This is a genomic window from Microbacterium sp. zg-Y818 (assembly GCF_030246905.1).
In the GTDB taxonomy this organism is placed as follows: domain Bacteria; phylum Actinomycetota; class Actinomycetes; order Actinomycetales; family Microbacteriaceae; genus Microbacterium.
Genome location: NZ_CP126741.1, coordinates 1,698,126 through 1,724,408 on the forward strand (window position 1 = coordinate 1,698,126; position 26,283 = coordinate 1,724,408).

At 72.3% G+C, this 26,283-nt stretch carries 17 protein-coding genes; 8 read left to right on the plus strand and 9 right to left on the minus strand.

Translation table 11 applies throughout. The features are described from left to right. Positions 1-83: 83 nt before the first annotated feature. Complete coding sequence (locus tag QNO21_RS07960; protein WP_257519162.1) at positions 84-3,008, minus strand: UPF0182 family membrane protein; 2,925 nt, start codon at positions 3,006-3,008, stop codon at positions 84-86. A gap of 62 nt (positions 3,009-3,070) precedes the next feature. Continuing rightward, the gene (locus tag QNO21_RS07965) at positions 3,071-4,192 is read right to left on the minus strand and encodes a YlbL family protein (RefSeq protein WP_257519163.1); all 1,122 of its coding nucleotides are present in this window, start codon (positions 4,190-4,192) and stop codon (positions 3,071-3,073) included. A 117-nt stretch (positions 4,193-4,309) separates the two neighbouring features. Between QNO21_RS07965 and QNO21_RS07970 the strand changes: the two genes are divergently transcribed. Further along, entirely contained in the window at positions 4,310-5,746 is a 1,437-nt protein-coding gene (locus tag QNO21_RS07970) for a zinc-dependent metalloprotease (RefSeq protein WP_257519164.1), read from the plus strand. Between the two features lie 775 nt (positions 5,747-6,521). Here QNO21_RS07970 and QNO21_RS07975 read toward each other — a convergent pair. Both QNO21_RS07975 and nudC read right to left on the minus strand, forming a co-directional pair. Further along, positions 6,522-8,279, minus strand: a complete 1,758-nt coding sequence (locus QNO21_RS07975; protein ID WP_257516804.1) for an ATP-dependent helicase — start codon at positions 8,277-8,279, stop codon at positions 6,522-6,524. Further along, the gene (nudC, locus tag QNO21_RS07980; RefSeq protein ID WP_257519165.1) at positions 8,276-9,187 is read right to left on the minus strand and encodes an NAD(+) diphosphatase; all 912 of its coding nucleotides are present in this window, start codon (positions 9,185-9,187) and stop codon (positions 8,276-8,278) included. Before nudC ends, QNO21_RS07975 begins: the two co-directional genes overlap by 4 nt. A 65-nt stretch (positions 9,188-9,252) precedes the next feature. Here nudC and QNO21_RS07985 point away from each other — a divergent pair, with 65 nt between their 5' ends. Beyond that, complete coding sequence (locus QNO21_RS07985; protein WP_257519166.1) at positions 9,253-10,548, plus strand: phosphotransferase; 1,296 nt, start codon at positions 9,253-9,255, stop codon at positions 10,546-10,548. Positions 10,549-10,610: 62 nt separating this feature from the next. On the opposite strand, the gene QNO21_RS07990 is transcribed toward QNO21_RS07985, so the two are convergent. Next, positions 10,611-13,898: an ATP-dependent helicase gene (locus tag QNO21_RS07990; RefSeq protein WP_257519167.1), complete on the minus strand. Its 3,288-nt coding sequence runs from the start codon at positions 13,896-13,898 to the stop codon at positions 10,611-10,613. Beyond that, positions 13,895-17,041: an ATP-dependent helicase gene (locus QNO21_RS07995; protein ID WP_257519168.1), complete on the minus strand. Its 3,147-nt coding sequence runs from the start codon at positions 17,039-17,041 to the stop codon at positions 13,895-13,897. Before QNO21_RS07995 ends, QNO21_RS07990 begins: the two co-directional genes overlap by 4 nt. 135 nt (positions 17,042-17,176) lie before the next feature. Here QNO21_RS07995 and QNO21_RS08000 point away from each other — a divergent pair, with 135 nt between their 5' ends. Both QNO21_RS08000 and QNO21_RS08005 read left to right on the plus strand, forming a co-directional pair. Beyond that, the gene (locus QNO21_RS08000; RefSeq protein ID WP_257519169.1) at positions 17,177-17,401 is read left to right on the plus strand and encodes a DUF3107 domain-containing protein; all 225 of its coding nucleotides are present in this window, start codon (positions 17,177-17,179) and stop codon (positions 17,399-17,401) included. 4 nt (positions 17,402-17,405) lie between these two features. Continuing rightward, positions 17,406-17,693, plus strand: a complete 288-nt coding sequence (locus QNO21_RS08005) for a hypothetical protein (protein WP_257519170.1) — start codon at positions 17,406-17,408, stop codon at positions 17,691-17,693. A 34-nt stretch (positions 17,694-17,727) separates the two neighbouring features. Here the strand turns inward: QNO21_RS08005 and QNO21_RS08010 are convergent, their stop codons facing one another. Then, positions 17,728-18,444: a ferritin-like fold-containing protein gene (locus QNO21_RS08010; protein ID WP_257516694.1), complete on the minus strand. Its 717-nt coding sequence runs from the start codon at positions 18,442-18,444 to the stop codon at positions 17,728-17,730. A gap of 154 nt (positions 18,445-18,598) precedes the next feature. On the opposite strand from QNO21_RS08010, the gene QNO21_RS08015 reads away from it, so the two are divergent. After that, entirely contained in the window at positions 18,599-20,035 is a 1,437-nt protein-coding gene (locus QNO21_RS08015) for a DEAD/DEAH box helicase (protein WP_257519171.1), read from the plus strand. A 12-nt stretch (positions 20,036-20,047) separates the two neighbouring features. Here QNO21_RS08015 and QNO21_RS08020 read toward each other — a convergent pair whose 3' ends face one another. Continuing rightward, on the minus strand, positions 20,048-20,962 hold the full coding sequence (locus QNO21_RS08020) for a carbohydrate kinase family protein (protein WP_257519172.1): 915 nt from the start codon (positions 20,960-20,962) through the stop codon (positions 20,048-20,050). Between the two features lie 20 nt (positions 20,963-20,982). Further along, the gene (locus tag QNO21_RS08025) at positions 20,983-21,855 is read right to left on the minus strand and encodes a PHP domain-containing protein (protein ID WP_257519173.1); all 873 of its coding nucleotides are present in this window, start codon (positions 21,853-21,855) and stop codon (positions 20,983-20,985) included. A gap of 82 nt (positions 21,856-21,937) precedes the next feature. Here QNO21_RS08025 and QNO21_RS08030 point away from each other — a divergent pair, with 82 nt between their 5' ends. From QNO21_RS08030 to QNO21_RS08040, 3 genes are read left to right on the plus strand one after another with little or no spacing between them, the layout of a single operon-like run. Beyond that, entirely contained in the window at positions 21,938-22,954 is a 1,017-nt protein-coding gene (locus QNO21_RS08030; RefSeq protein WP_257519174.1) for an endonuclease/exonuclease/phosphatase family protein, read from the plus strand. Between the two features lie 37 nt (positions 22,955-22,991). Further along, positions 22,992-24,407 carry an aminopeptidase P family protein gene (locus QNO21_RS08035; protein ID WP_257519175.1) on the plus strand — a complete coding sequence of 472 codons (1,416 nt, stop codon included), beginning with the start codon at positions 22,992-22,994 and terminating at the stop codon, positions 24,405-24,407. After that, entirely contained in the window at positions 24,404-26,200 is a 1,797-nt protein-coding gene (locus QNO21_RS08040; RefSeq protein WP_257519176.1) for a gamma-glutamyltransferase family protein, read from the plus strand. Before QNO21_RS08035 ends, QNO21_RS08040 begins: the two co-directional genes overlap by 4 nt. Positions 26,201-26,283 lie beyond the last annotated feature (83 nt).

Consider the following 26,283-nt stretch of genomic DNA (forward strand, 5'->3'; position numbering starts at 1 on the left):
GGCCTCCGGGTGGAGCCGGTGCGCTGTGCGCCCACTCCACCCGGAGGCCTTCTCGTCAGATCACGCGTCCGCGACGCGCCGGCTCACTCGCCCCCGGTGCCGGTCTCACCCTGCTCGCTCAGCCGCAGCAGCGTCTCGACCGCCGCGGTCAGATCCTTGTCGGCCTCGGCGAAGGCCGTGAGGTCACCGGCCTGCAGGGCCGCCTGGCGAGCGGCGATCGCGTCCCGCGCCGAATCGAGCGCCGCCTGGTATTCGTCGCCGGGCACGACCGGGGTGACCACCGGGGCGTCCGGATCCACCGGGGCGTCCGGGTCGATCGGATCGGTCGGCGTCACGCCTTCGTCACCGGTCACCGCGCCGGAGTCGCCGCCGAACAGCACGTCGAGCGCGTCCTGCAGCGTGTCTTCGAACGCGACCTCGTCGCCGAAGCCGACCAGCACCTTCTGCAGGGTCGGCAGCTTGGTGGCACCAGAGGACTGCACGAACACCGGCTGCACGTAGAGCAGACCGCCGCCGACAGGCAGCGTCAGCAGGTTGCCGTTGAGCACCTGGGACTGTCCCTGCTGCAGGATGTTGACGAACGACGACACGCCGGGGTCGGCGTTGAACGTGTTCTGCACCTGTCCGGGACCGGGCACGGGAGTCTCGGCATCCACGATCAGCATGCGGAGCTTGCCGTAGTCCTCGGCCTTCGAGCCCGCCTCCGCACCGGCGTCGGAGTCCACCGCGAGGTAGCCCATGAGCACGTTGCGGGTGTCCTCACCACCGGGGATGAAGGTGGTGAACATCGAGTAGGCGGGAGCCTCCTGACCAGGCATCTGCATCGTCAGGTAGTACGGCGGCTGCAGCTGTGAGTCTTCCTGCGGGTCGTTCGGCGTCTTCCACGCGTTGTCACGCTGGTAAAGCGACTGCGCGTCCTCGACGTGGTAGTTGCCGAGCATGGCCCGCTGCACCTTGAACAGGTCGGTCGGGTAGCGCACGTGGCTCATCAACTCGCCGGACATCTCGCTGATGGGCTGGAGCGTCGACGGGTAGACGTTCTGCCACGCCTGCAGCAGCGGGTCCTCGGTGTCCCACGCGTAGAGGGTGACCGACCCGTCGTAGGCGTCGACGGTGGCCTTGACCGAGTTGCGGATGTAGTTGATGTTGTCCAGCGCCACCGTCGGGGTGGGGTTGGTCGTATCCGAGATCGCGTCGCTCAGGCTCACCGTGCTCGAGTACGGGTAGTTGGCGCTGAGGGTATAGCCGTCGACGATCCAGACGATCCGGCCGTCCACGACGCTCGGGTACGGGTCGTTGTCGAGCTCCAGGTACGGTGCGGCCTTCTCCACGCGGCTCAGCGGATCGCGGTCGTAGAGGATCTGCGAGTCCTCGTTGATGGCGTCGGAGAAGAGCAGGTCCGTCGCCTGGAACTTCAGGGCGTAGATGAGGCGGTTGAACATATTGCCCACGCTCGGGCCACCGTCGCCCTCGAAGGTCGTCTTGGTCTCGTTGGCGCCGTCTTCGCCGCTGGGGTAGTCCAGCTCGATCGGGGCACGGTCGGCGGGGGCGCCGACGATGGAGTACGTCGGCGAGTACTCGCCGAAGTAGACGCGGGGCTCGAAGCCGTCGCCGAGGTCGGAGAGCTCACCGGTGACGGGGATGCCGCGCTCGATGAACACCGGGTTGCCGTCGGCGGTGCGCTCGTTGCCCTTGGCGGCGACGAGGCCGTAGCCGTGCGTGTAGACGAGGGTCGTGTTGTACCACGACGCCGCGTTTCCGAGCTGGGCGAGGTTGAGCTCGCGCACCGACACGACGGTGTCCTGCGACTGTCCGTCGATCTGGTAGCGGTCCACGTCGAGCGGGTCGGTGAACTGGTAGTACGAGCGGTACTGCTCGATCTGGCGCACCGTCGGGTTGATGATCGCCGGGTCCATGATGCGGATGGATGCCGTGGTATCGGCGTCCTCGCGCAGCTGCCCGGGCTCGACGTCGGTGACGGCCTCGAAGTCGGTGCGCTCGAGGGCGTCGATGCCGTAGGCGGCCTTCGTGGCCTCGAGGTTGCGCTCGAAGTACGGCATCTCCAGCGTCTGCTGGTTCGGCCGCACCTGCACGTTGAACACGAACCACGGGTAGGCGACGCCCACCACGAGGGAGGACACGATCAGCAGCGCGGTCGCGATCAGGGGGTAGCGCCACCGGCCGATGATGGCGGTGACGAAGAACAGCACCGCGACGAGCGCGGCGATGACGGCGAGGATCGCCTGACCGGGGATGATCGCGTTGACGTCGATGTAGCTGGCGCCGGTGATGCGGTCACTGTCCTGCACGAGGTTGCGGTAGCGATCCAGCCACAGGCTCGCCGCCTGCACGAGCAGGTAGAGTCCGGCGAGGATGGCGAGCTGGATGCGCGCCGACTTGGAGATGCGCAGCTCCCGCTGCCCCACGCGCACGGATCCATAGAGATACGACACGACGGCCGTGACCAGCAGGCACACCAGCAGCACCGCCGACACGAACCCGACTACGGCCGTGTAGAACGGCATCGCGAAGAGGTAGAAGCCGGTGTCGAGGCCGAACTCCGGGTCCGTCACGTCGGTGGCGACGCCATTGAGCCACAGCCACGTCGTCTCCCACTGCGACGACGCGGCGAAGCCGGCGAAGAAGCCGAAGAAGATGGGGATGCCCCACATCGCCAGGCGACGGAGCGGCTCGACGACTTCCTGGTACCGGTCCAGCTGCGAGCTGAGCCGTGCGTAAACCGGTCGGAGGCGATAGGCGAGCTGGATCGCGATCCACACCGGCACCGCCATCGCGAAGAACCCGATGAGGAACATCGTCACCCGCGCGGTCCACTGCGTGACGAGAACGCTGTCGAAGCCGAGCTGCTCGTACCAGAGCCAATCGGCGTAGAGGTTGGAGAACGCGAAGAACGCGACCACGAGCGCCGCGATGATCGCGAGCGTGATCGTTATTGCGCGGCGTGAGGTGCTGGGCGTGGCCTGGTTCGGCGGTGAGGTCGTGGTCACCCCCTAATCCTAGGCGCCCCTGCTCCGACGGGATGCCGAGGAGATGCCGAGACCTGCTCAGGTCACGATTCGCACGACGCCAGGGCCGTCAGATCCCCGTCGTCGCGCACCGTCTCGAGCACCTCGAGCGCGTCGTCGAGCGTCGTCACGGCGAAGACCTGCAGCCCGTCGGGGATGTAGCCGACCACCTCGCCGCAGTTCGCCGCGGGGGCGAGGAAGATGTCCGCTCCGGCATCCTCGGCCCCCCACATCTTCTGGCGGATACCGCCGATCGGGCCGATGTCGCCGGTTCCGGTGATCGTGCCGGTGCCGGCCACATCGGCGCCGCCGTTGAGCTCGCCCGGGGTCAGCACGTCCATGATCCCGAGGGCGAACATCATGCCCGCGCTCGGGCCGCCGACGTTGTCGAGCTGGATGGTGATGTCCAGCGGAAAGTCGTACTCCTGCATCAGGGTGACCCCCAAGAGCCACACCGTCTCGCCGTCGGCCTCTTCCTCTCGCGGCGTCACCGTCACGTCGCGGGCCGTCCCCTCGCGTTCCACGGTCAGGGTCACCGGCTCGCCGGCGCGCTCCGCGACGATCGCCCGCACCTCAGAGGCGTCGGCGACACTCCGCCCCTCGACGGCGACGATGACATCGCCCGTCTCCACGGCGCCGCTCGCGGCGGAGTCGTCGGTCAGCGAGTACACCGTCAGCTGCGCGCCGACGTCGTAGCCGAGTTCGCTCAGGGCAGCGGCCGTAGCCTCCTGCTGGGAGTCGACCATCATGGCCGAACTCTCCTCGTTGCGCTGCTCGGTCGTCTGACCTGCGGGGAACACCTCGTCGATGGGGACGACGGCGCGGGTGCGGTCGAACCAGGCCAGCGCCAGCTCGAACCACGAAATGGGGTGCTCGCGGTTGCCTCGCACCTGCACCGTCAGCAGGTCGAGCGTGCCGGCGGTGGGATAGGTCTCGGCACCTTCGACCGAGATGAGCGGCACCTCCTCGCCGTCGCCCGTGCGCGCCGTGCCGAGGGTGTCGTACACCGGCCCCGGCTGCTGGATGACGTACGCGGTGGGAAGGAACGTCAGCACAAGCAGAACCACGAGCGCCACGACGAGTGACCAGATGCCCGCCACCGCACCCCGCGGCAGCCGACGGCGCGGTGCCGGGACGAGGGTGACGTTCTCATCGAAGAGGGCCAACGGCGGGCCTTTCTGTGCCAGGTCGTTCGCGACCGGCGAAAACCAGCCGGGTGGTGCGAGGGAGGGGTGCCACTAGCGTAGAGCGGGACACCCCCTACCTGCTGAAAGGCGCCTGACATGGCCGACGGCGAAGACCGCTCCCCCGAGGATGATTTCCAGGAACTGCTGCGTCGGCTCTTGGGGGGCCAGCCGGGGGCGATCGACCCGGAACAGCTCTCGCGCCTGTCGGGCATGGGGATCGACCCCGCGATGATGGCCGCGATGATGCAGCAGATGCAGAGCGCGTTCTCGCAGGCCCCGTCGGACGGCATCTCGTGGGACCTCGCCAAGCGCCAGGCCCTGCACATCGCCAACCAGGGCGGTCTCGGCATCAGCAGCGGTGAGCGCACCGACCTCGGCGAGGCGTTCGCACTGGCGAACCTGTGGCTGAGCGAGGCCACGACGATCTCGGAGCTCTCCCAGCCGCCGCGCACCCTCACCCGTGGCGGGTGGGTCGAAGCCACCCTGCCCGTCTGGCAGGAACTCGCGGAGCCCGTCGCCCTCAGCATCGCCGACGCGCTCACCGCGGCCCTCGACGAACAGGTGCCAGAAGAGATGCGGTCCGTCGTACAGGGCGCAGGCAAGCTCATGCGCACCGTGGGCGGTTCGCTGTTCGCCGCGCAGCTGGGCGCCGTCGTCGGGCGACTGTCGACCGAGGTCGTCAGCGGCGGCGACGTGGGCCTTCCGGTCATGCCCGCCGGCGAGGCGGCGATCCTGCCGCAGAACTTCGCCGACTTCGGCCGCGACCTCGGCATCGCCGACGACCAGCTCGCGCTGTACCTGGCCACGCGCGAGCTCGCCCACGCGCGCCTGTTCCGCCACGCCCGGTGGCTGCGGCTGCACGTCATCTCCCAGGTGACCGAATTCGCCCGCGGCATCCACGTCGACACCAGCGCCCTGGAGGACCTCGCCTCGCGGTTCGACCCGTCACAGCCCGAGGAGCTGCGTCAGGCGCTCGAGAGCGGCGCGCTGCTTCCCCAGCGCTCCGAGGCCCAGACGGCGGCGCTGGCGCGGCTCGAGAATCTGCTCGCCCTCATCGAAGGCTGGGTCGACGTCGTGACGGACGCCGCCACCGCCCGACTTCCCGAGGCCGATCGCATCGCCGAGGTCGTGCGTCGCCGCCGCGCGGTGGGCGGACCTGCAGAGCAGGCCCTCGGGTCGCTCGTGGGCCTCGAGGTGCGCCCCCGGCGTCTCCGCGAGGCCGCAGCGATGTGGCGCGCCGTCACCGAGGCGGTGGGCGCGGGCGACCGCGACAGCCTGTGGGACTACCCCGACCTCATGCCCACGGCCGAAGACATCGACGACCCCGCGGCGCTCGTGGCACGCCTGCAGGCTCGGGCGCGCGGCGACGAGCCCCAGCGCGACGCGATGGACGACGCCCTCGAGGCGCTGCTGAACCAGGCGGCGTCGGACGACGCCGCCGCGGACGACGGCGAGACGCCCGCCGCCGGTGACGGGGCGACGGACGACGACGGCACACCCGGCGACGATCCCGAAGGACCTCGGCCCGTCTGAGCTTTCTCGTCTCCTCCTCCCCAGGCCGCTCAGGCGGCCGCGGGCGGGCGCGATCTGTGGACAGCGGGGACGGCGGACGACGCACCGGCGCACAATCGGGTCATGCTTCACCTCGATCCCCGCCATCCGCCGCTGTGGCGCAGCGCCACGAGCCTGCAGTTCGGCACCGAGCCCCTCGCGGTCATCGACCACCTGGCGCCCTGGCAGGAGCGCATGGTGGCGGCGCTGGTCAACGGCATCCCCGCCAGCGCCTACGACGCCTGCGCGCGGGCGTTCGGCGCCGACGCCCCGGCGGCGGCGGAGCTGCGGCTGCTGCTGTCGCCGGTGCTGCGCGACGGCGACGATCCGCCCGCCCGGCCGGTGCGCCTCGAGCTGCCCCACGATCTGCCGCCGCGCATGGCCGAGGTGCTCACCGACGCGTTCATCGAGGCCGGTGCCGCGCCCGAGGCGGCGCCGTGGTGGGACGTGCCGGCTCTCCCCGTGGGCGGCGGCGCCCCCGTGGTGGCGGTCGCCGCGCACGTGCTCGATCCGCGGCGAACGGCGCGCTTCATGCGCGACGACATCCCGCACCTCCCGGTCGTGCTCGCGCATGACCGCGTTGACGTGGGGCCGTCTGTGGTGCCGGGGGTGACCGCCTGCACCGCGTGCACGCACGCCCACCGACGGGATGCCGACGAGGCCTGGCCCGCGATCGCCGCGCAGCTGCTCACCCTCCCGGCACCGGAGACGCCGCGGGGCATGCTGTACGACGCCGCCGCTCTCGCCGTTCGGCTGCTCAGCGCCGGGCCGGACCCCGCGGGCCGGTCGGCGACGATCCGCGGCCGCCGCGGGCGGGTGACGTGGCACGCGAATCCGCCACACGAAGCGTGCCTGTGCCGATCTCACGCACGAAGCGCGACACCGCTCGCTCCCGTTGTCCCGTTCCCCGGGCCCACGACAGCGACAGTGTCCGCGCGGCGCGCGTGATGCCCACGTACGCCAGCCTGCGCTCCTCGTCGATCGTCTCGGGGGTGTTCGCGTACGAGATCGGCAGCAGTCCCTCGGCCATGCCGATGAGGTGCACGTGGTCCCACTCCAGACCCTTGGCGGCGTGAAGGGTCGCCAAGGTCACGGTGCGCAGCGCGGGCTCGTGCTGGTCCTTCGCACGAGCTATCAGGTCGTCGGTGAAGGCGCGGAGGGTCGTTCCCTCCCGGGATTCCTCGGCAAGGCGCAGGATCGCCGCCCGCGCTTCCCAGGCATCCCGCACCGCGCCGCCTGCCGGCGGCGGCTCGTCGGTCAGCCCGGCGCGACGCAGGATGTCGCGCACCGTCGGCAGGAACGCGGTGTCGAGGGGCGCCACCGTCGCCGCGCGCAACTCGAGGATCGCCTGACGCACCTCGGGCAGGTCGAAGAAGCGCTTGCCCCCCAGCACGGTGGCGGGGATCTGCCGCTCCGCGAGGGCGGTGAGGATCGGCGCGGACTGCGAATTGGCCCGATAGAGCACCGCGATGCTCTCGGGGTCGACGCCTGCCGCGAGCTGGGCGGCGACCGCCCGTGCGACGCCCGCCGCCTCGGCGGCGTCGTCGGGGTAGGTCGTGACGGTGGGCATGGGTCCCGGCTCGTCGCCGGCGGCCGACACCAGCGCGAGGGCGCCGGGCCGGTCGCGCATGAGCTCGTTGGCCACCGCCAGCACGGCGGCATCCGACCGGTAGTTGCGTTCGAGTCGCACCACCCGCGCGTCGGGATGCCGCTCGGCGAACCCCACCAGGAACTGCGGGTCGGCGCCGGCGAACGAATACACCGTCTGGCTGGCGTCGCCCACGACGCAGAGGTCGCGGCGCTCCCCCAGCCACAGCTCCAGCAGCCGGTACTGCACCGGCGACACGTCCTGGAACTCATCGACGGTGAAATGACGGTACTGCTCGCGAACCGCGGCGGCCACGTGCGGCTCGGTCTCGATCATGCCGGCGCACGCGAGGAGCACGTCCTCGAAGTCCAGCTGGCGTCGCTCGTCCTTGAGCTTCTCGTACGCGCGCTGCAGGTCGACCACCTGCGACAGGTCGAGTCCCGCGACCCCGCGCGGGCGCGCGACGGCGTACTCCTCGATGCTGCGCATCGTGACCTTGCGCCACTCGATCTCGGCGGCCACGTCGCGCAGCGCCATCGGCCCCGGATCGAACCCCAGTGTGTCTGCGGCGTGGGCGAGCACGCGCACCTTGCCGTTGACGATCGAAGGCGCGCTGCCGCCCGCGAGCTGCGGCCAGAAGAAGTTCAGCTGCGCCAGGGCCGCCGCGTGGAAGGTGCGGGCGGCGACGCCCGGCACACCGAGCGCCCGCAGCCGGCCACGCAGCTCTCCGGCGGCCTTGGTGGTGAAGGTGACCGCCATGACGCGCGAGGGCGAGTAGGCGCCGGTGTCGACGCCGTGGGCGATGCGGTGCGTGATGACCCGGGTCTTGCCCGTGCCGGCACCGGCGAGCACGCATACCGGTCCCCGCAAGGCGGTGGCCGCCTGCAGCTGCGCGTCGTCCAATCCGGCGAGGGGAACGATGCTCACGCGCGCCCCTCGAGCCAGTCGGTGATGAGGCGGTGCGCGATCGACGCCGTGCCCGGCAGCAGCACGTCGCCACCACCGGCGAGGGCCTCGGCGATCTCATCACGGGTGAACCAGCGCACGGCCACGATCTCGTCACCGTCGGCGCGCGCCGCCTGCTCATCATCGGCCACGGCGTGGAAGCCCAGCATGAGCGAACGCGGATAAGGCCAGGCCTGCGACCCGCCGTATCGCAGCTCGCTCAGCCGCACGCCGGCCTCTTCATGCACCTCACGCTCGACAGCGGACTCCAGCGACTCCCCCGCCTCGACGAAGCCGGCGAAGGTGGAGTAGCGGTTGTGCTGTGCCCACATCGCGTTGGATCCGAGCAGCAGTCGCTGCCGATCCGCGCTGGTGACGGCGACGATGACGGCGGGGTCGGTGCGGGGGAAGTGCTCGCGGCCGCAGCCCTGGCACGTGCGCGCCCAGCCGGCGGCGTGCACGCGGGTCACCGCGCCGCACGCGGGGCAGAACGGGGCCTCCAGCAGCCACCGCCCGAGACTCAGCGCGGCGACGAAGGCGTCGGCGTCGGCGCTGCCGAGCTCACCGCCCACCGCGCGAAGGGCGCCCCAGGTCTCGGCGATGGCGGGAGCCTCGGCGTCGGCCGGGGTCGCCGCGAGCAGCAGCGGCACGCCGGCGCCGTCGCGCCCGAGGAAGGCCCAGGTCGCCTCGGAGCCGACTTCGTGCGGGCGCAGCCAGCGGAGGGCCCCGTCCGCTGCCAGCGGCGCACGGTCACCGTGCACCACGAGCACTCGGGCGTCGGGTCGCGCGCGGGCATCGTCGAGCAGGCCTTCCACAGCGCGTTCGTGCGCAGCGCGGTCGAGCCCGATATGCACGGGCGACGCGGGGTGCGGGCTCTCGGGCACCGTCATCCGGGACCTCTCTTGCGGGCGTGGCGCGGGGGTGAACGGAGCGCGCGCGACCTACCCTGGGGGGCATGGCACGCTCTCCCCTCACTTTAGCCGCGTCAGTCACGTCGGCCCTTCCCCGGGTCGCCGTCGTCGGGGTCGGGGAGCTGACAGAGAGCGCCGCCGGCCGCTTCGATTCGGCGGTGGCCGACCTCGACGACGGCCGCCGCGTGGTGGTGCGGGTGGCCAACTCCGCCGAGGCCGCCGACGAGCTGGTCGCCCAGGTGCGCGTGCTGCGGGCCCTGTCGGCCGGGGTGCGCGGCGTGCTGCCCTTCCGCGCTCCCGAGGTGCTGGGCGAAGCAGGCCTCGGCGGCTCACGGGTGTTCGTGTCCGACCTGCTGCCGGGCTACCGCGTCGAGGCGGCCCATGTGCCCCCAGGGCGCGGCGTCGCCACGTCGCTGGGCGCCGCGATCGCCGACATCCACGGCCTGCCCATCTCGGTCGTGCGCGATGCGGGCCTTCCCGCCCGCACCCCCGCGCAGGTGCGCGACGAAGCCGAACGGATGCTGGATCGGGCCGAGGCCACGGGGCTGCTCCCCTTCGCCCTGCTGCGGCGATGGAGCACGGCCCTCGCCGCGGACGAGCTCTGGCGGTTCGAGGCCGCCGTGACGCTCGGCGGGGCCGAGCCCACCGCCTTCCTGCTCGAAGACGTCGACGACGTCCCCACCGTCACCGGCCTGCTGGACTGGCACGGCCTGAGCGTGGGCGACCCTGCGGCTGACCTGCGGTGGCTGGCATCCGCGCCGGAGGCCGCCGAGGACGTGTACGCGGGCTACCTGGGCCGGGCCCACCGCGCACCCGACGCGCGCCTGCGCGACCGCGCACGCCTCTACGCCGAGCTGGAGTTCGCGAAGTGGCTGGTGCACGGCCAGGCCGCAGGCAGCGAGAGCGTCGTCAGCGACGCGGTCGCCTTGCTGCAATCCCTCGCCGATGGAGTCGGGGAGACACCGCTCGTCTCGACCGATGCGGTCGACGTCGACGACGCACTGGCCAGGGTGGGCCGCATGTCGGATGCGACAGGTGAGATCGTCGACACGTCGATGCAGACCGACACGTACGACCCCTCGATGCTCTCGATGTTCGCCCAGGACACCGCCGACAGCGACCCCGACCCCACGGCCCAGCCGACCCAGCCCCTCGAGCTCTCGCTGTTCTCGTCGGACGACGCCGCGCCGGCCGCGGCCCAGACCTCGGCCGAGGCCACAGCCGCAGCCGCAGCCGCAGCCGAGGCCGACCGCGACGACAGCTCCGCGGGCCCTGCCCACGAGCAGGAGCGCGACGAGGCCGCCCGCAACGCGCTGCGTCGCTGGAGCACCACCGAGTAACGACGTTCGGCGCGTCGCGCGGTGAAGCCGGGCCGCGTCCCGGACGCCGCGGGCAGGCGGGGTCACCCCCGCAGCACGACCCCCGCGCCGACGTAGACGAGCGCGACGTCGATGAGCTCCACCGGCACCCCGTGCTTGGCGTGGTACGCCGCGCGGTACAGCTCCAGCTGCACCATGCGCTGCTCGCGCTCGGCGGCGGTCGTCGGCGGGCGGCCGGTCTTCCAGTCGACTATCTCGTAGCGCTCTCCCCGGCGGTAGACGGCGTCGAGCTTGCAGATGATCACGTGCTCCCGGCCGTCGGGCCCGGTCATGGTGAAGTCGATCTCGGTCTCGACCTCGATCGGGCGCAGCGGCGCCCACTCGGTGGCGGCGAACGCTTGCTTCAGCTGCGCCATCGCCTCAGCGTCGTCGGTGGACAGGGGCGCAGCGCCGTCGCCGGCGTCGTCGTCGAGCTCCCACAGCGCATCGTCGGTCGACGACCCGGCGCCGACCAGGCCCGATCGGTGTTCCACCCAGGCGTGGAAGAGGGTGCCCAGACGCGTCTGGCGGTATGGCCGCTCCGGCAGGGGACGCGCGACGGCGGCCACGGTGCCGGCGAAGTCGCTGACGTAGTCCTTGTACCGCGAGGCCGGGATGCGGGTGGGTGCTGAGCGCACCCGGTCGGCGGCGCGCGCGGCCCGTTCGGCCAGCAGCAGCTCGAGTTCGGGATGCGGCTCGGGCCGGTCTCCCGCCTGCGCGGCGCGCACCGCCTCGGCGGCGGCGTGCACGGCGTGCGTGCGGGCACCCAGCGGGTCGATCGGCCACGTCAGCAGGCGGCGCTCCCCCAGGTACGGGTTCTCGTCGGGCTGCGGTTCGGGCGGCTCGACACCGAGCGCCTCCGCCATCTCGAGCAGGAAGACGCTCGGATCGCGCGCGCTGCGCGTGCCCGACCAGCTCGAGCCGGTCATGAGCAGGTGGTCCCGCGCGCGGGTGACCGCCACATAGGCCAGTCGGCGGTCCTCTTCGAGCTGGCGCGCGCGCTGCGCGGCGACGAAGTCCTCGAGGGCCGTCTTCAGCCCCTGCTGCGTCGGCGCGTCCTCACGGTGCCAACGCAGCCGCGGCAGCCACGGGGCGTCGCCACGGAACTCGTACGGCAGCACGCCGAACGACAGCCACCCCTTGGTGTCCTTCGCCGCGGTGGGCAGCTCGTCCTTCACCAGACGCACCACCGCCACGGCATCCCATTCGAGTCCCTTGGAGCCGTGGATCGTGAGCAGCTGCACGACGTCGTCCTCGGGCGGCTCGGTGCGGGGCGCGAATTCGTCGAGCTTCTCGGCGTGGTCGAGCCAGGCCAGCAGGCTCGTGAGCGACCCGGTCTCGTCGGCGGCGAGAAAGCCGTGCAGCTCGTCGACGAAAGCGCGCAGCTGCTCGGAGGCGATGCGGGCGGGACCGCGCGCCTCGTTCGCGGCGAGTTCGACGTCGAGCCGCAGCTCGAGTTCGATGAGCCGGACGAGTTCGGGGATCGGCAGCCGCGCCGCGCGCCGCAGTCCCGCGAAGACGGCCCCGGCCTCGCGCAGCCGCTCGCGCGCCGCAGGCGTGAACCCGGCCAGCCACCCGTGGTCCGCGGGGTGGCGCAGCACGAAGTCGAGCGCATCGATGAGCGAACCCTGGTCCTGGCCCGCCGAACCGCGCAGGCGCTCCGCGACCTCGGGAGCGAGTGGCCGGAGGGCATGGTCGTGCCGCACGATGCGGCGGGCGAGCTCCGCCAGGGCGCGCAGGTCCGCCAGGCCGATGGCCCAGCGCGGCCCGGAGAGCAGCCGGATGAGGGCAGAACCCGCGGTCGGGTCGGCGATCACCCGCAGCGCGGAGACGACGTCGACGACCTCGGGCGTCGACAGCAGTCCGCCGAGCCCCAGGATGCGGTGTGGGATGCCGCGGCGCGCGAGCGCATCGCCGAAGCGCACCATGTGCTTCTTGCTCCGGAAGAGGATCGCCCCTGTGGTCGCCTGCCCCGCGGCCGCGCGGCGGTCGCGCACGTCGGCGAACCACTGCGCGACGCGGTCGGTTTCGGCATCCAGGTCGTCGTCGAAGGCGATCTGCACGTCGCCCTCGGGGGCTGCGGGGCGCGCCAGCAGTTCGTCGACCGGCACCGGGGCGGTCGACGCGAGGGGGGCGAGCACGGCGTTGGCCGCCGTCAGCACCCGCCGACTGTTGCGCCAGCTGGTGCGCAGGGCGAAGCGACCGCTCTCGCCGTCACCGGCGAACGCGCGCGCGAAGTCACCGAGGTTGCCCGCACTCGCCCCCCGCCATCCGTAGATCGACTGGTGCGGGTCGCCGACCGCCATGACGCCGGTGCCGCGGAAGAGGGTGGCCAGCAGATCCGTCTGCACGACCGAGGTGTCCTGGTACTCGTCCAGCAACACGACCCGGTACCGATCGCGCAGCTCGGCGGCCACGGACTCGTGGCTGCGCACGACTTCGAGGGCGCCGGCGACCTGATCCGAGAAGTCGATGACCCCAAGCCGCGCCTTCTGCCTGTCGTACTCGGCCGCCAGTTCCGCCAGCAGCGACAGCGCACCGACCTTCTCGGCGGCGCGTGCGACCTCGGCGTACACGACCGTGCGCTTGTTCTCGGAGGGGCGCTCGAGCACGTCCGCGAACCGCTCAGGGAAGGCGGCGAGCTTTGTGAGGGGCACGAGGTTGTCGACGCTGTCACGGGCGATGCGCAGGGCGGCGTCGATGATGCTGCGCACCGACTCGCCGCGCTCTTCGAGGCGCGGGTCCTCGGAGGCGAGCACGACGCGTCGCATGAGCAGCCAGGCCGCCGAGTCGCTGAGCACCGCCGCCTGACCGTCGCGGCCGATGCGCACGGCGTGCTCGCGCACGATCGCGTCGGCGAAGCTGTTGTACGTGGACACCGTGGGCCGGTGCAGCAGCGACTCGTCGTCGGCGTCGTCGGGTACGGCGCCCGTGGCGGCGACGAGGCCCGCGAGAAGGGCCCGCCGCGCGGCGTCGTTGGGCGCGTCGGCGAAGGCATCGAGGCGTCCCGCGGCGTGAAGGGCCGGCAGGTGCGCCAGCAGCCCTCGCCTCTCGAACTCCGCCAGGCGCTGCAGCCGCTTGTGGATGCGCTCGGCCAGCTCGCCGGCGGCCTTGCGGGTGAAGGTCAGTCCCAGCACCTGATCGCGGCGCACCAGGCCGTTGGCGACCAGCCACACCACCCGGCCCGCCATCGTCTCGGTCTTGCCGCTGCCGGCGCCGGCGACGACGAGGCCCGGCTGCAGGGGCGACTCGATGACGGCCGCCTGCTCCGGCGTCGGCGGGAACTGCCCGAGCGCCGAGGCGATGGCCTGGGCGGAGATGACACCGGTCATGAGCTCACCGCGCCGATCGTGTGGATGCGGCAGAGCCCGTAGGAGTGCTCGTCGCGGCAGTGCTCCTCGTAGGGTGCGACGAAGGACGTTCCGCGCATGACGTCGACGGCCGCGACGACGCGCGCCACGAAGGCGGCACGAGTGTCGTCGTCGAAGGGCAGCTGGCGCGGGGTGACATAGTCCTTGGATGCCGCGCTGGGCCGCAGCACCAGCAGCTTCGCCCCACCCGGGCGCGCGCCTTCGGGTGCAGCCACGGCGCCGGACTCGAACGCCAGCTGGTATGCCGCCAGCTGGGGGTTGTCCGCGACTGCCTTGTCTGTCTGCGGCTCGCTCTTGCCCGTCTTGAGGTCCACGATCACCACGGATCCGTCGGGCCCGATCTCGACGCGGTCGATGTAGCCGCTGAGCACCGCGTTGTGCTCACCGGCATCGGCAAGCGGAATCGGCACCTCGAAGTGCGGCTCGGCGCTCACGAGGGTCACGCCCTCACGCTCGGCGTCGCGCAGGTACCGGTGCAGGCGCCGCACGAGGTCGCGCGCTCGGGTGCGCTCGGCGCGGTCGCGCCATGCCGCGTCGAAGTCGAGTTCCTTCCAGCGCTGCTGCACGATGTCCCAAAGATCTTCCTCATCCAGTCCGGCACCGTGTTCGAGGGCGGCGTGGATCAGGGTGCCGAGGCCGGCGACCGCCCCGCCCGCGTCGCCGCCCAGCTCGGCGATCACCCAGTCGAGCTGGCACTGCTCCAACGCCTGCAGGCGCGACGGAGACACCCGCACGTCCTCACGGTCGAGATCCCGCAGCGGCGCGGTGGTGGTCGGGCCGGCCACTCCGTACCACTGGGCGGGGTCAGCGCCCGCGACGCCGGCATCGGCGAGGAGTGCCAGCTGGCCGGCGGCGGCGGCGCGGGACGCTGCGGGTGCGCGGGGGTCGGTCAGCGCGCGGCGGTGCAGGGCGACGAGTCCGCGCAGGGTGAGTGGATGCTCGGCCTCTCGCGGTGCCGGCTGCGGATCGGGCAGAAGCTCGAACAGCACGCTGGGCCCGGTGTCGTCGTCGTCGACCGCAGTGACGATGAGCTGCGAGGTCGCGCGGGAGACCGCGCGGGCGAACAGACGCAGCTCGTCGTGCATCGCCTGCCGCCGCCGGTCGAGCACGTCGGTGGCGTCGTCGCCCTCGACCGCTCCCGCGAGCCGCCAGGTCTCCAGCAGGCTGCCCCGCAGGCGGGTGTTCGGCCACACGCCGTCCTGCACGCCCGCCACCACGACCGTGTCGAATTCCAGCCCGAGCGAGCCGGCCGGAGTCAGCACCCGCACGCTCGCTTCGGGCGGGGGCGCCGTGAGGCGGTCCTCGGCCACGTCGCTGTCGAGGATGCCGCGCACGAACGCCAGCGGCGGAGCCCCGTCCTCGCGTTCGACGGCCCGCTTCGCAGCCTGGAAGAGCGCGACCACCGCGTCGAGGTCCCGGTTCGCCTGCTCCGCCAGGGGTCCGTGACCGTGCGCGGCCTCGGCCCACGGGGTCTGCAGCCCCGAGCGTTCCCAGGCCGTCCAGAGCATCTCGTGCACGGTCGCGCCGGCGGCGTGCTGCGCGGCCAGAAGCGCGAGCGTGCCGGCCACCCTGGCCGCCCGGCGGGCTTCTCGCGTGTCGATGAGCTCCAGTTCCAGCGGCCGCGCCATGCCCGACACGAGCAGGTCGTGCCCGCTGCGCTCGCCCCCCGCCGCCAGCTCCGTCTGCCGCAGAGTCGTGCGCAGCCGCCGCAGCTCGACCGGGTCCATGCCTGCGGTCACGCCCAGCAGCACGTCGGTGACGTCGTCGGCCGTCCATTGCTCGGCCGGACGGGCCGACAGCTCCACGACCCGCAGCAGGTCGCGCACCGGGCGCAAGACGCCCAGCGCCTGCCCGGGGCCGCTCGCGCGCGCTGGCACCTCGCGCGCCGCCAGCTCCGCCTCGAGCGCAGAGACCTGGCGGGTGTCGTGGGCGATGACGGCGCATCGGTCCCACGGCACCCCGTCGCGCAGGTGCCGCTCCCGCAGCAGTCGCGCGATGGCGTCGAACTCCTCCGACGCCGAACGCAGCGTGAAGGCGCGCACCGAGGCGTGCGGCGCGACCCGATCGTCGGGCTCGGCCGGGCGCACCCGGTGACTGACGATCCCGACGGCGCCGATGCGCTCGGTCACCGACGCCAGCAGCGACCGCTGCGCCGGGGTTCCCCGGTGCACCCCGGTGAGCACGATCGGCGGGGCCGCCGCCGCCAGCCGTGCGAAGTTGCGCGGTGACGCGCCGCGGAACGTGCCCGAGCCGACATCGGGGTCGCCGAATGCCATGACGGCGATGCCGTGCGTGCGGCATGCCTCGAGCATCTCGACGCCGCCGAGGGTCAGCTCCTGCGCGTCGTCGACCAGCAGCACCCGCACCGCGGCGAAAGGTCCGAGCACCGCCGCGCCAGGCGTGCTGGTCCGCAGGATGCCGACGGCTTCGCGCACGAGTCCGGCGGCGTCTCGGTGCGCCCCGCGCATGTCGGCGCGGACGCGCTCGTACTCCGTCGCGAACGATGCGAGCGACTCCCAGGCAGGCAGCTCCAGCCGCCGGGCGAACGCGCCGAGACGGGCAGGCGTGACCCCGAGGGTGGTGCACTCCGCGAGGAACGTGCGCACCTCGGCGCGGAACCCCGCCGTGCCGCGGATGGGAGCGGGCAGCCAGTCCGGCCAGCGGGACGCTCCCGAGGCCTCGTCTTCGGCGTCACCGGCGAGAAGGTCCTGGAGCAGCTGGTCCTCGTCGGCGCCCGTGAGCAGCTGCGGGGGCTCGCCGCCGCCGTGCACCGCCGCGGCGCGGACGAGCTGGAAGGCCAGCGAGGCCACCGAGCGCGCCAGCGGGCCGGCGGTCGCCCGGCCCACCGCCAGTGCCAGGCGGTCACGCAGCGCCGTCGCCGCCGTGCGGCTCGAGGTGAGCACGACGATCGTGTCGGGGTCGACGCCGGCGTCGACGAGCGCCCGCACGCGCGCCACGAGCGTTGCGGTCTTGCCGGTCCCGGGCGCACCGACCACCACCGCCGACGTCTCCGGCGCAAGGGCGAGGACCTGCCGCTGAGCGGCGTCGGGGACGAAGGCGGCATCGGAGCCGGGCTCGGGTGCCCTGGGTTCACTCTGTCGCATCGAAGCCACGGTAGCCGCCCCCACCGACGTTCGCCGACAGCGAGCGCGACCCGTCGGACCGCCGACGGCGCCCGCCCGTGTCGTAGAGTCGGACTGCGCCCGCGGCGATGGCCGGGGCCGGAAAGGCAGTCACCCGTGGAGATCCGCATCGGCATCGTCAACACCGGCCGCGAGCTCGGCTTCGAGACGAACGAGTCCGCCGAGGTATTCAAGACCACCGTCGCCCAGGCGCTGGACTCCGGCGCCACCCACCTGTCGTTCGTCGACTCGCGGGGCAGCTCCTACATCGTCCCGACCGCCGCGCTGGCGTACATCGAGGTCGGCACCGAGGAGTCCCGTCGCATCGGCTTCGTCGGCTGACACCGTGCAGATCCTTCTGGCCCTGATCGCCGGGGCCGCCCTGGGACTGGCAGCCCACTTCACCGTCGGCGGCCGCGACACCCGCGGAGCCGTCGTCGGCCCCATGCTGGGCGCCGTTGTCGGCGGACTGGTCTGGATGGTGCTGACGTGGGCGGGAGTCGGCATCGAGAGCCCTTGGATCTGGGTCGCGTCGTTCGCCGCCCCCGTCGTGGTCTTCCCCGCTCTCGCCGTGCTCACCCGCGCGCGGGTGCAGCACGACGCCCGCGAGCGCGCGCGCCTCAAGCTGGCCTGACGAGCGTCTCAAGCTCGCCCGAGGCGCTCGAGCCTCAGGCGTCCAGGCCCATCGCGCCCATGCGGCGGGAGTGGGCCGCGAGCAGGTTACTGAACACCGGCTCGACCTTCTGCTCATCGGCGGCGTCGAGTGTCGTCGGTCGCAGCGCGGCGCGGGCGATGAGCAGGGTGTCGCCGACCAGACGCCTGCCCCACATCGCCAGCAGCGCGCGCCACTCCTCGTCGGAGTCGATCGCCGCGACGATCATGTCGACGAGGGCCTGCCGATCGTCGTCGGCGCCGAGGATCGCGGCCGCTTCACGACCCGTCTCGCCGTAGCTGGACGACAGCGCGAGGTAGAAGTCGTCGAGCATGCCCGCGGTGATGTGCACCGACAGCATGGTCTCGAGGGGCCGCGCACCGTGCGTCGCGCGACGGAAGGCGTCCAGCGGCTCGCGGAACGGCAGCATGATCTCCAGCGCATCGTCGCCGCGCCCACGGATGAGCTCGACGAGGCCGCGGTGCTTGAGCAACGCAGCCCCGGCGGCGAGTGACAGCGACTCCTTCTGCGACAGCTCGGGGGTGGGGGCGATGAGTTCGCTCAGAGTCTCGAAGAAGCCCAGCTGGAGGTAGGCGGCCTGGCCCAGGAAGGTGTCGATGTCGGGCGCGAGGGCTTCGAATGCCACCCGCTGGGCATTGCCGACGTCGCCGCGCGAACGGAGCGAGAGCGTACGCGCGGCCGGCCGCGCGCGCTTGAGATTCCACCAGGCCACGAGACACCACGATACGCACCCGACGGGGCGTTCCCGCATCTCCGGTAGGCTGGAGCCGCCCCGGCGACGGATCGGGGCCCCGCGCCTGCGGCTGAGTGAAGGGCGTGGAAACTCTCACCCCGGCGGACTCTCACCGCCAGACAGGCTCAATATCGTGACGACTTTCGCCGAACTCGGCGTCGATCAGGACATCGTCGACACCCTTGCCGCTCGCGGCATCGTGGACGCCTTTCCGATCCAGGAGCAGACGATCCCCCTCGGTCTTCCCGGCCAGGACATCATCGGCCAGGCCAAGACAGGCACCGGCAAGACCTTCGGCTTCGGCATCCCGGTCGTGCAGCGCCTGGGCCTGAACCCCGAGCCCGGCGTGAAGGCCCTCATCGTCGTGCCGACCCGCGAGCTGTGCGTCCAGGTCTACGAGGACATGGACATGCTCACCTCGGGCCGCTCCACGAGCGTCGTGGCCATCTACGGCGGCAAGGCCTACGAGGGGCAGATCGACCAGCTGAAGGCCGGCGCGCAGATCGTCGTGGGCACCCCCGGCCGCCTCATCGACCTGGCGGGCCAGCGTCTGCTCGACCTCTCGCACGCCACCGAGGTGGTGCTGGACGAGGCCGACAAGATGCTCGACCTCGGCTTCCTCCCCGACATCGAGAAGATCTTCTCGAAGGTGCCGCCGGTGCGTCACACGCAGCTGTTCTCGGCCACCATGCCCGGCCCGATCGTCGCGATGGCGCGGCGGTTCATGTCGAACCCCATCCACATCCGCGCCACCGACCCCGACGAGGGTCTGACGCAGGCCAACATCAAGCACCTCGTCTACCGCGCCCACTCACTGGACAAGGACGAGATCATCGCCCGCATCCTGCAGTCCGAGGGCCGCGGCAAGACCGTCGTCTTCACCCGCACCAAGCGTGCCGCGCAGAAGCTCGCCGACGAGCTCAGCGACCGCGGCTTCAACACCGCCTCGGTGCACGGAGACATGAGCCAGGAGGCGCGCGAGCGCTCGATGGCCGCCTTCAAGGCGGGCAAGAAGGACGTGCTCATCGCCACCGACGTCGCCGCCCGCGGCATCGACGTCGACGACGTCACCCACGTCATCAACCACACGATCCCCGACGACGAGAAGACCTACCTGCACCGCGCCGGCCGCACCGGCCGCGCCGGCAAGACCGGCATCGCGGTGACCTTCGTCGACTGGGACGATCTGCACAAGTGGGCCCTCATCAACCGGGCGCTCGAGTTCGGTCAGCCCGAGCCGGTCGAGACGTACTCGTCCAGCCCGCACCTGTTCAGCGACCTGGACATCCCCGCCGGCACCAAGGGACGCATCGTCACCGCGCCCCGCACCCAGACGGTGAAGACGCAGGAAGCCACCGGCGAGGGCGACTCCGAGCGTCGCCGCCGCCGTCGGCGTGACGACAGTGGCGCCCCGCAGGCCTCCGCCGACCGCGAGGCTTCCTCTGCCCGCGCGACCGAGGGCGCCGGCACGCACGACGGCGGCGGCAAAGAGCACCACGACGGCAAGACGGCTCCGCGTCGGCGCCGGCGTCGTCGCGGTTCGGGCACGGGCGCTCCCGCCGCGAGCTGAGCCTGCCGCCCCTCACCGGGCAGGCAGCTCGTGCTGCCACGGCGGGTCGGCTCCCGGACGCGACACGGTGACGCCGGCGGCATCCGCGCCCCGGCGGAGCACGGCTGTGAGGTCATCGGCATCCCAGCCGGCGATCCGCGCGCGCACCGCAGCGGCCGTCGGCGCGTGGATCTCGGCGATGAGCGCCGCCATGACGGTGTCGCCGGCACCGACGGTGTCGACCACGTCCACCGGTGCCGCCGGCACCTCTGCGACGCCGGCTGCGTGGACGGCGAACGAGCCCGCCCCACCCTCGGTGACGACCACGACGGATGGGCCCCGGCTGAGCCACTCCCCCGCCACGACACGGTGGTCCCGGCCCGGGTGCAGCCAGTCCAGGTCCTCACCGCTGACCTTCACCACGTCCGACAGAGCCACCAGCCGCGCCACCCGCGCCCGCACGTCGTCGGGGTCGGTGATGAGGGACGGGCGGATGTTCGGGTCGAAGGTGATCGCCGAGTCCTGTCGTGCCGCGCGCAGCGCGCTCTCGACGGTGTCGGCACCCGGCTGCAGCACCGTGGCGATGGACCCGGTGTGCACGACGGGCGAGGCCACGGGATGCCACGGCGCCGGCGCCCAGGTGATGTCGAAGTCGTAGGTGGCCGCGCCGTCATCGCCGAGACGGGCGGCGGCCGTGGAGGTACGGGCAGGCGATCCCGCCACCTGCACGCTCACCCCTGATGCGTCGAGCCACCCTCTCACCGCCCGCCCATGCTCATCGTCGGCGAACTGGGTGATCAGGCGCACGGGAAGGCCGCGCCGGGCCAAGGCGAGAGCGACGTTGGCCGGGCTGCCGCCGGGGCTGGACCTGGTGCCCGTGGGAGTGTGGACGATGTCGACGAGCGCCTCGCCGATCACCACGACCGCGGGCGGGGAGCCGGTGTGCATGCGTGTTCCTCTCCCCCTGTTCAGGGGTAGACCGGCGCGCTGCCGGTGGCGCGCGCGATGATGCGGGCCACCATCTCGTCGCTGGTGGTGTGCTCCCCCGGCATGTTGGGCTTTCCCCGGCCGTGGTAGTCGCTGGATCCCGTGACGATGAGGTCGTGCTCGTCGGCCACCGCCTGCAGCACGGCGATGCCTTCCGGGGTGTTCTCTCGGTGCCCGAGCTCGAACCCGCCGAGGCCGAGCGCGATGAGCTCGTCGATGAGCGGCATCGGCATCATGCGGTCGCGGCCGGCGGGAGTCGGATGGGCGATGATGGGCACGCCGCCCGCGGCGACGATGAGGCGCACCGCATCGCGGACGTCCGGGGCGTAGTGCGGCACGTAGTAGCCGCTCGTGGGGGCGAGGATGCCGGAGAACGCCTCGGCCCGGTCACGGGCGAGGCCGCGTGCGACGAGGGCGTCGGCGATGTGCGGGCGGCCGACCGTCGCGCCGTCGCCGGTCTCGGCCACGACGTCTGCCCAAGTGAGGTCGTAATCGCGCCCGATCGCCTCGACGATCCGTTCCGCCCTCCCGAGCCGGGCGCGGCGGATGCGTTCGGTCTCGGCGCGCAGGCCCGGGTCGTCGGGGTCGAACAGATAGGCCAGCACGTGCACGCTCCGCCAGCGGTCAGTGGCGCTGAGTTCCATGCCCGGAAGGAAGGTCATACCCAGCGACGTGGCCGCCTCTGCACCCTCCGCCCAGCCCGCGGTCGTGTCGTGGTCGGTCAGGGCGGCGGTGCGCACCCCCGCCCGGTGCACCGCGAGCATCGCCTCCGCGGGCGACTCCGTGCCGTCGGAGTAGACCGAGTGCAGGTGGAGGTCGCTGGGGCCCTCGAACCTCTGCCGTGCTGAACTCACCCCACGAGCGTAGCGGCGCAGGGGCGGGACAGACGGGTGCGGCATCCGCCGATCTCCCAGACAGCTGTCATAGAGTCGCGACGTGCTGCGACTGACCGGGATCCTCGTGACGGTCCTGTTCGCCATCGCGGCAGCGATCCTCACCTGGCCGTCGTTCTTCCGGCTCGAGCGCACGTTCCCGATCGCGCAGGTCGTCTCGTTCCGTCCGCTCATGGCGCTCGCCTTCGCCGCCGGTGTCATCGTCGCCCTGCTTCTGGCCGTCGCCCGGCCGTTGCGGGCTATGGCGCTGTCCATCGCCGCGGTGTGCGCGATCGCCGCCGTAGCGACCGGAGTGACCGTCGTGCAGCGTGGGGCCGGATCCGAGGCGCTCCCGACCAAGGGCGAGCAGAGCGTACGGGTCATGACCTGGAACACCGCCGGAGGCGCCGCGACCTCCCCCGACACCATCGCCAAGACCGCGGTCGCGATGGCCGCCGACGTGGTCGCGCTGCCCGAGACCACGATCGAGACAGGGGAAGCCGTCGCGATCGCGATGCGCGAGATGGGCCATCCGATGTGGGCGCACCACACCGAGCGGGGGCTGTGGGATGCCGACTCCACGACGCTGCTCATCTCGCCCGCGATGGGTGACTACGCCGTCATCGAGTCCTCGCGCGACGGCACGAGCAACACCTCGGTGGTGCCCAGTGCCGTCGCCATGCCTGTCGACGGGTCAGGACCCATCATCGTGGCCGCGCACGCGGTCGCCCCCCGCCAGTCCGCGATGCAGGCCTGGCGCGATGACCTGCAGTGGCTCGCCGACCAGTGCGCCGCGGATGACGTCATCATGGCCGGCGACTTCAACGCCACCCTCGACCACATGCTGCGCCTGGGGGTCGACGGCGGGCACCTCGGCCGCTGCCGCGACGCCGCGGCGCTCACCGGCAGCGGCGTGGCGGGCACCTGGCCGGCACAGGTGCCGACCCTCGTGGGCTCGCCCATCGACCACGTGATGGCGACGGATGCTTGGGAGGTCTCCGGGTCCGTGGTGCTGACGTCGATGGACGACGCCGGCAGCGACCACCGTCCCCTCGTGGTGCAGCTCGAGCCGGCGGACTGACTGCGACCGCTCAGCCGAGCGGTGCCAGACTGGTGGTATGAACACGTCAGGCGACAACGACGCGACCGCAACCGAACCGCAGCAGACCGACACCACCACGAACCGGCGTCAGAACTACGGCCAGGGCTTCCTCGACACGATCTCCACGGGGTGGGCCGAGCGTCCGGCGACGCTGCCCGAGGCACGCGAGCAGGCCGCGTACGCCGCCGCCCGCCGCCAAGCCGTGTCCGCGGCGTTCCCCGGAAAGCGCGTGGTCGTTCCCGCGGGGTCGATGAAGCAGCGCTCCAACGACACCGACTACCCCTTCCGCGCGCACTCCGCGTTCTCGCACCTCACCGGCTGGGGCTCCGACAGCGAGCCGGACTCCGTGCTCGTCTTCGAGCCGACCGACGACGGCCACGCCGCCACCCTGTACTTCCGCGAACGCGCGGACCGCACCACGGCGGAGTTCTACTCCGACGCCTCGATCGGCGAGTTCTGGATCGGCCCTCGCCCCGCGCTGGAGGGCGTCGCTGCGGACCTGGCCCTCGCGACCGACCACCTCGACGCGTTCACGGCATCCGACGACGATCTCGTCGTGGGCGTGGACCCCGACCTCACCCGGTTCGTCTCCGAGCTGCGCCTCATCAAGGACGACTACGAGATCGCGCAGATGCGCCTGGCCGTCGACGTCACCGCCGCCGGGTTCGACGACATCGTCGCGAACCTTCCCCGCATCATCGAGCACCCGCGTGGCGAGCGCGTCGTCGAGGGCGTATTCCACCAGCGCGCCCGCAGCGACGGCAACGCCGTCGGGTACGACACGATCGCCGCCTCCGGCCCGCATGCCTGCTATCTGCACTGGACCCGCAACGACGGGGCCGTGCTGCCGGGCGACCTGATCCTCGTCGACGCCGGCGCCGAAGTCGACAGCCTCTACACCGCCGACATCACCCGCACACTGCCGGTCTCGGGGCGGTTCACCGACATCCAGCGCCGCATCTACGAGACCGTCCGCGAAGCGGCCGACGCCGCCTTCGCCGCGGCGCGGCCGGGCGTGACCTTCCGCACGCTGCACGAGACCGCCCTCGCCGTGCTCGCGCGCCGCACCGCGGAGTGGGGGCTGCTGCCGGTCACCGCCGAAGAAGCCCTCGACGCCGACCGCGGCGGGCACCACCGCCGCTACATGGTGCACGGCACCAGCCACCACCTGGGCATCGACGTGCACGACTGCGCGCAGGCGCGTCGGGAGATGTACTACGACGGCATCCTGCAGCCGGGCATGGTGTTCACGATCGAGCCGGGTCTGTACTTCCAGATCGACGACGTCACCGTCCCTGAGGAGTACCGCGGCATCGGCGTGCGCATCGAGGACGACATCCTCATGACCGAGGACGGCCCCGTGAACCTCTCCGCCGCCATCCCGCGTACCGCCGACGAGGTCGAGGCCTGGATCGCAGGCGCGAGCGCGTGAGGTTCACGCCGCCGTCCGGGTTCACCACGCGCCCCACCCTCGAGGGCACCTTCGGCATGGCGGCGTCCACGCACGCCACGGCGACAGCCGTGGCCCAGGCAGTGCTCGAGCGCGGCGGCAACGCCTTCGACGCCGCGGTGGCGGGCGGTTTCGTACTGCACATCGTCGAGCCGCACCTCAATGGCCCCGGCGGTGACCTCGTCGGCATCTTCCAGTCTGCGGGAGCCGCCGAGCCGACCGTCCTCATGGGGCAGGGCCCGGCGCCGGCGGGGGCGACCATCGCCCACTTCAGGGGCGAAGGGCTCGATCTCGTGCCCGGCGCCGGGGGGCTCGCCGCCGCCGTGCCCGGGGCCGTGGACGCCTGGCTCGTGCTGCTGCGCGACCACGGCACGTGGGAACTGGGCGACGTGCTGTCGTTCGCAATCGGCTACGCCCGCGACGGGCACCCCCTGCTGCCCGCTGCGGCGGCCACCATCGCGCGGCTGGCGGAGCTGTTCCGCGAGGCGTGGCCGAGCTCCGCGGCCCTGTGGATGCCGGACGGCGACGTGCCGGCGGCCGGGTCGCTCGTGCGCAATCCGGCATACGCCGCCGTGCTCGAGCGGCTCGCGGCTGCCGGCGACGGTGCCGCCGATCGCGGCGCACGCATCGACGCCGCGCGTCGGGAGTGGAAGACCGGGCTCGTCGCGCAGGCGGCATCCGACTTTCTCGCCCGGCCGCACCGGCACTCCTCGGGCACGGATCACGCGGGCGTCATCACTCCGGAGGACTTCGCTGCCTTCGACGCCGGCTACGAGCCTGCGGTCACCACCGGTTTCCGAGGCTACGTGGTGGCCAAGGCGGGGGCGTGGACGCAGGGACCCGCGCTGCTGGAGGCCCTGCGCATCCTCGACGGCTTCGAGGACGAGGCGCTGGACCCCGCGACCGCTCGGGGCGCCCATACGATCATCGAGGCGCTGAAGCTGGCGCTGGCCGACCGCGACGCCTACTTCGGCGATGCAGCGCACCCGGCGCTCGTCGCCGGCCTGCTGTCGGAGGAGTACGTCGCGTCGCGTCGTGCGGAGATCGGCGAGCGGGCATCGCGAGAATGGCGGCCGGGCGCGTTGCCGGGCATCGCGCCGTTTTATCCGCCGCTGAATCAGGAACCGGCCGGTGACGGCGCACCGGCCGGCGTGGGCGAGCCGACCGTCGCGAAATCCGGCGCGACCCGAGGCGACACCTGCCACATCGACGTCGTCGACCGCTGGGGCAACATCGTCGCGGTCACGCCGTCGGGCGGATGGCTGCAGTCGTCGCCGACGGTCCCCGAACTCGGATTCTGCCTCGGCACCCGCGTGCAGATGACCTGGCTCGACGAGGCGTCCCCCGCCGCGCTGCGGCCGGGCATGCGGCCGCGCACCACGCTCACCCCCACGCTCGTGTCACGCGACGGCGCACCGGTGATGGCGCTCGGCACTCCGGGCGGCGACCAGCAGGAGCAGTGGCAGCTGCCGATGCTGCTGCGGATGCTGGTGGGCGGATACACCGCGCAGCAGGCGATCGATGCGGCGACGCTGCACACCACGGCCCTGGTGGATTCGTTCTGGCCGCGCACCCGGACGCCCGCGGGCGTCATCGCCGAGGACCGCGTGGGCGACCAGGTCATCGACGAGCTGACCGCGCGTGGACACGATGTCACCGTGAGCGGCCCGTGGAGTCTCGGCCGCCTGAGCGCCGTCGGCATCGACCGCAGTTGCGGCGTGCTGTGGGCAGCGGCCAATCCGCGTGGGATGCAGGGGTACGCCGCGGGGCGGTGAGTCACGGGGGCGGCGCCAGCCGTCGTTTCCTCCCCAGGACGCGCGTGGTGCGGGTTATCCACAACCAGCGGGTGACCGGGGAT

Bases quoted from the DNA above. Each gene is read 5' to 3' on its own strand.
- QNO21_RS07970 (WP_257519164.1), top strand. From the start codon at position 4,310: ATGGCCGACGGCGAAGACCGCTCCCCCGAGGATGATTTCCAGGAACTG.
- QNO21_RS07990 (WP_257519167.1), bottom strand. From the start codon at position 13,898: ATGACCGGTGTCATCTCCGCCCAGGCCATCGCCTCGGCGCTCGGGCAG.
- QNO21_RS07985 (WP_257519166.1), top strand. From the start codon at position 9,253: ATGGCACGCTCTCCCCTCACTTTAGCCGCGTCAGTCACGTCGGCCCTT.
- QNO21_RS08020 (WP_257519172.1), bottom strand. From the start codon at position 20,962: ATGCACACCGGCTCCCCGCCCGCGGTCGTGGTGATCGGCGAGGCGCTC.
- QNO21_RS08035 (WP_257519175.1), top strand. From the start codon at position 22,992: ATGAACACGTCAGGCGACAACGACGCGACCGCAACCGAACCGCAGCAG.
- QNO21_RS07995 (WP_257519168.1), bottom strand. From the start codon at position 17,041: ATGCGACAGAGTGAACCCAGGGCACCCGAGCCCGGCTCCGATGCCGCC.
- nudC (WP_257519165.1), bottom strand. From the start codon at position 9,187: ATGACGGTGCCCGAGAGCCCGCACCCCGCGTCGCCCGTGCATATCGGG.